This is a genomic window from bacterium (assembly GCA_024224155.1).
Lineage (GTDB): Bacteria > Acidobacteriota > Thermoanaerobaculia > Multivoradales > JAHEKO01 > CALZIK01.
The window spans coordinates 1-4512 of the sequence record JAAENP010000572.1; the positions used below are offsets into that span (position 1 = coordinate 1).

General features: G+C 63.4%; 3 protein-coding genes and 1 tRNA gene. 2 read left to right on the plus strand and 2 right to left on the minus strand.

All coding sequences use genetic code 11. The annotated features are described in order from the left end of the window. Nucleotides 1-477: 477 nt before the first annotated feature. Nucleotides 478-552 (minus strand) — tRNA-OTHER (locus tag GY769_26115). A gap of 89 nt (nucleotides 553-641) precedes the next feature. On the opposite strand from GY769_26115, the gene GY769_26120 reads away from it, so the two are divergent. Next, a complete protein-coding gene (locus tag GY769_26120; protein MCP4205402.1) occupies nucleotides 642-2015 on the plus strand; it encodes a PQQ-binding-like beta-propeller repeat protein in 1374 nt (457 codons plus the stop codon). On the opposite strand, the gene GY769_26125 is transcribed toward GY769_26120, so the two are convergent. Then, nucleotides 2012-3388 carry a peptidoglycan DD-metalloendopeptidase family protein gene (locus tag GY769_26125; protein MCP4205403.1) on the minus strand — a complete coding sequence of 459 codons (1377 nt, stop codon included), beginning with the start codon at nucleotides 3386-3388 and terminating at the stop codon, nucleotides 2012-2014. The genes GY769_26120 and GY769_26125 overlap by 4 nt on opposite strands. Before the next feature lie 509 nt (nucleotides 3389-3897). Here GY769_26125 and GY769_26130 point away from each other — a divergent pair. Next, on the plus strand, nucleotides 3898-4176 hold the full coding sequence (locus GY769_26130) for a hypothetical protein (protein MCP4205404.1): 279 nt from the start codon (nucleotides 3898-3900) through the stop codon (nucleotides 4174-4176). Nucleotides 4177-4512 lie beyond the last annotated feature (336 nt).

Sequence of the window (4512 nt, forward strand, 5' to 3'; positions counted from 1 at the left end):
CGAGCTTTGAATCCTCAGCCCCGTAAACCTCACCCATCCCGCCTTCGCCGAGCTTGGCGGTGATCATGAAGTGCGAGAGGGTTCGGCCGATCATCATACGGGCAATCATCCAATAGGCGCAGACCAGCGGTCAGGCCGTCGCTACCAGCAAGAAAAGCTCATTCTAAGCGAGAAAGAGTGGTCGAACGCAGACACGGCCGGCGTATGGGATGGCACGGCGCAGCTCGATGAGGCACGGTTTCGGCTTCCCGACGTCCTCAGCGGAGTTCGAAGCAAGGGCTCACTGCTCTTCTGGTGGCCCCCTCGAAGCCAGCGAGTCACCGGGGCCGCAGGTCCGAAGCGTCCTGCTATCGAAGACCTCAGCAGCGGCCTGCTAGGTTTCCCGCTCGGGCTCCAAAGAACTCCCGTTGGGGCACCCTAATTTGAGCGCTTGAATCTCCATAAACCCCTTATTTTCAGTAGATTACAGCGATATGCTGGTGTCCCCAACGGGATTTGAACCCGTGTTGCCAACTTTAGAGAGGACACGACAGTGCTTAGGTCGTTGGGGACCGCCTCAATTCGGAAGACGGTTGGGCGCCCGGTACACTGAAGCTAACCTGCGCTAGGGAAAACCGTATCAACCTGCGAGGAGACTGAACATGATCCGCGCCTGTCTTCGCATCGTCTCGCTCGCGGCCTTGTCGATCGGGGTCGTGGTGGCACCTTCCGGGGGCCAGAACTGGCCGTCGTTTCGCGGCCAGTTCGCCGCAGGCGCGGCCGATGGCCAGGACCTTCCGGTAAGCTGGAACGTCGAATCGGGCGAGAACGTACTTTGGAAGACCCCCATCCCCGGAATGGGGCACTCGAGCCCCGTCGTCTGGGGGGACCGGGTCTTCGTCACCACGGCCGTCGCCGAAAGCGAGGTCGGACTGGTGCTGGGTGACCAGGGTGGTATCGACCTGTCGGGCGACACGGGCACCCAGTCCTGGCAGATCTACTGCCTAGATCGGCGCAGCGGCGAGATCCTCTGGTCGAAGGAGCTCTACTCCGGCGAGCCGAGAGCCAAGCGTCACGTGAAATCCAGCCACGCCAACTCCACTCCGGCGACGGACGGAGAGACTGTCGTGGCCATCTTGGGACCGCAGGGGATGGTCGCTCTTGACATGGAGGGCAACGAGCGGTGGCGAGTGGATCTCGGAGTGCTCGATCCCGGGCTCTTCGGCGAACCGTCCTCGTCCTGGGGGCACGGGAGCTCCCCCGTGATTGGTGGCGACCGCGTGTTCGTCCAGGTGGATCGCCACAGCGGCTCGTTCCTGGCGGCCCACGACCTGGCGAATGGAGAGGAGATCTGGAAGGTGACGCGGGACGAAAAGCCGATCTGGGCCACACCCACGCTCCATGCGGACGGCGAAAGAACTCAGCTCATCGTCCTGGGCGGAGACTACGACCGAGGCTACGACCCGGCGACCGGAGAAGAGCTCTGGCGGTTCCATCGCGATCTCGAGGTCAAGACGACGACTCCTATCGTCGCCGGCGACCTGATCATTCTGTCGGGCGGCTACCGCGGCAAGCCACTCTACGCGATCAAGAGCGCAGCGATGGGTGACGTGTCGGTAAGCGATGGCGACAAGACCGGCGAGTACCTGGCCTGGACGAGCGAACCGGGAGGTCCCTACACCAGCACTCCGGTGGTCTACGGCGACCATGTTCACTTCGCCCGCAACACGGGGATCGTGAGCGTCCTGTCGCTCGCGACCGGCGCGCGCGTCTATCGAGAGCGGCTCGACAGTACCTATAGCGCCTCGCCGGTGGCGAGTGACGGGAAGATCTACCTGGCCGGCGAGGAGGGTGTCGTGACCGTGATCAGGGCGGGGCCGAAGTTCGAGGTCCTCGGCCGCAGCGACATGGGCGAGCCGTGCATGGCAACGCCGGCGATCTCGCAAGGGGCTCTATTCGTTCGGACGCGCGGGCATCTGTATTCCATTGGGAACTCAGGCGTCCCCCAGACTACTCGGGCCGCTCCGACTCTCTAGCCAGAGGGTGTAGCCACCCGAAACGCGTTCTCGATCACGAGTTGGGAGTAATCGGGCGCGGTCAGCACGATCGTTCGCGGCCCGGGCGAAGCCGCTTCGTCCACGGCGATGGTGAGCGTGACCTTGCGGTCCCTGACCCTCGCACGCACGATCTCGAGGTGTCGCCCGAGCTCGGCCGGCGCGGTTACGTAGGCGGCCAGCTTGGGATCGAAACCGAAGCCCCGAATCTTCAGCTTCCGGCGCTTGCCCGCCCGGATCTTCGCGGGCTTGACCGCGAGCACTCCGGCCTCGGTCTCGAAATCTCCGACCTCGAAGCTCTCCTCCAGGGTCGAGCCCTCGAACTTCGCGCGGAAGGTCCAGCGTCCCGGGGGCGCATCGGCCGGAAGCGCCAGCCGGTGGCTGACCGGATAGATCGCCCAATGGGGATCCCTGGCCCTGTACTTGCTCCTCGCCACGACCGCCCCGTCCGGATCGAGCACTCGTATCCGGAGCTTCTGCCCACGGCGAAGATCGCGCAGGAACGACGCGAGGTAGACGTCTTCGCCTGGCTCGAACCGGTCCTGCCTCCACGTCTTCTCTTCGTAGTTGCAGGCGACGGTCGGCTCGGCCGAGTGGGTCATGACGGCCAGGAAGCCCGATTCGTAGTACGGAGGCTGGCTCTGCCACCAACTCTCGTCGACCGTCGGGTTGTGAGGGCCGGCGAACGGATCGATTACGTCGCCGGCGGCGCCCCAGATCTCGAGGTGGAGGTGGGCGTAGGACGACTGCCCGGAGCTCGCCACCGCGCCCAGGTACTCTCCGGCCTCCACCCGATCGCCGATCTGCTTGGGAGAGAGCGACCCCCGCTTGAGGTGGCCGTAGATGGCGATCGATCCGTCGCTGTGCGCGATCACCACTAGGTTCGCGGTCCGCTCCTCCTCCAAGGGCCGGCCACATTCCTGGTCGAAGTTGCCATCGATCCGTTCGACGATCCGGCCCGCTGCGGCGGCCACGACCTCGACCTGGGCCAGCGCCGTCTTGGCCCAACCGAACGGCCAGGCGAGAAGGTCCGTGCCTTGGTGGTTGTACTCGATCTCGGTGAGGTCGTAGGTTCGCTCGCCGCCTTGGTAGTCGAGCAGGAACCCGAGCCGCGAGTCGTGATCGACGAAGCGCACCGCCGCCCAGACTCCGGGATGATCGTAGCCGGCCCGCTGCCGGAGCGGCCAGACGAGTTTGGGCGACGCAGAGCTTTGAGTCGGATCGAGCAGGCCCAGCGTCTCGAGCTCGGCTTGGACTCTCCGCGCCCGCTCGACGACATCGGCCGGCAGTGGCGCAGTGTGCCGATCGAGAATCTGCGCTCGGGCGGCGGCGCTCACCACCTCCAAGCGGGGCACTCGATCTCGATCCCAATCGCTCGCCCGAGCCCCAGGCGAGAACAGTACCCCTGAGAGTGCGCAGATCCATGCGGCGCCGGTAAAGCCAAGCTTCGCGCGGGACAACATCTAGGCCTCCTTCCAAGCTCTCGCGGACCAGTCTAGTCCCTGCCAACCCGGCGAGCGCCGTCCGGATGGGTTGGCATCAGCTTCGAATCGATCGAAACTGCCATGGCCCACACTGCGACCACGGGTAGTGGTACGTTTTGAGACTAGCTCAGGTACGCACAAGTACCGGCGACGCTTGAGACGAGGATACTCAAGAGAATCCAAGGCAGGCAGGACCCGAGAAGCCCAAGACCGAAAGGTCACATATGAGAAAGCTCGGCCGAGTCGGTTGGAACGTCTGGCGAGCAATAGTCGGGGTGGCCTAAGTCGCTGCCGCGGCATTCAATCTCTTCTTCACCCTGCCCAAAGGCGACCTGACCTCGTTCGCCGACAACGCCTGGTTCCCTGCCCTGGCTAGTTTCGTGACCAAGGTGATTCAGCCCCATCACGAGCTTTTTGTCTTGCTCGTCGTGGTTTTCGAGCTAGCGGTGGGCGGGCTGATCCTCGGCCGTGGCAGATCCGTGGACCTCGGTGTGGGATGTTCGGTCCTTTGGGTTTTGTTCCTGATTCCCCTCCTCCAGCCCTTCCCGATGGCGGCCACCAATGTCGTGCTGGCCCTCGTCCAAGGGATCCTTCTGCTCCGGCGGTACGACACTGCGATCTGGGAACTTGTCGGGATACGGTCGACTGGCGTGGGCTGAGCACGATCCGCTCACACGGGAATAGTGGTGTCCCCAACGGTCGCCAGTTTGAACCCCCTCGTCAACTGGCTCTGTCGGCTCGTCCCCGTCAAAGACGCGCTTAGTGCCACCTTAACCGCCACGGATTCAGAATGTTAGATTCTAGAGATCTTGAGCTTCATATTGACGAGAGCCGCACCATCAAAGAAGTCGTTGAGGTTTCTTTTCTTACTCTTAGTCATTCTCTTCGCGACCTCCTGCGTTGTTCCCCCATCGTGTTTTAGTCGGAAGCGTGGGGCCGCGCTGCGGAGGAACGGACACTTCGCCACGATTATCGTCTTTTGGGAACCAGTTGAG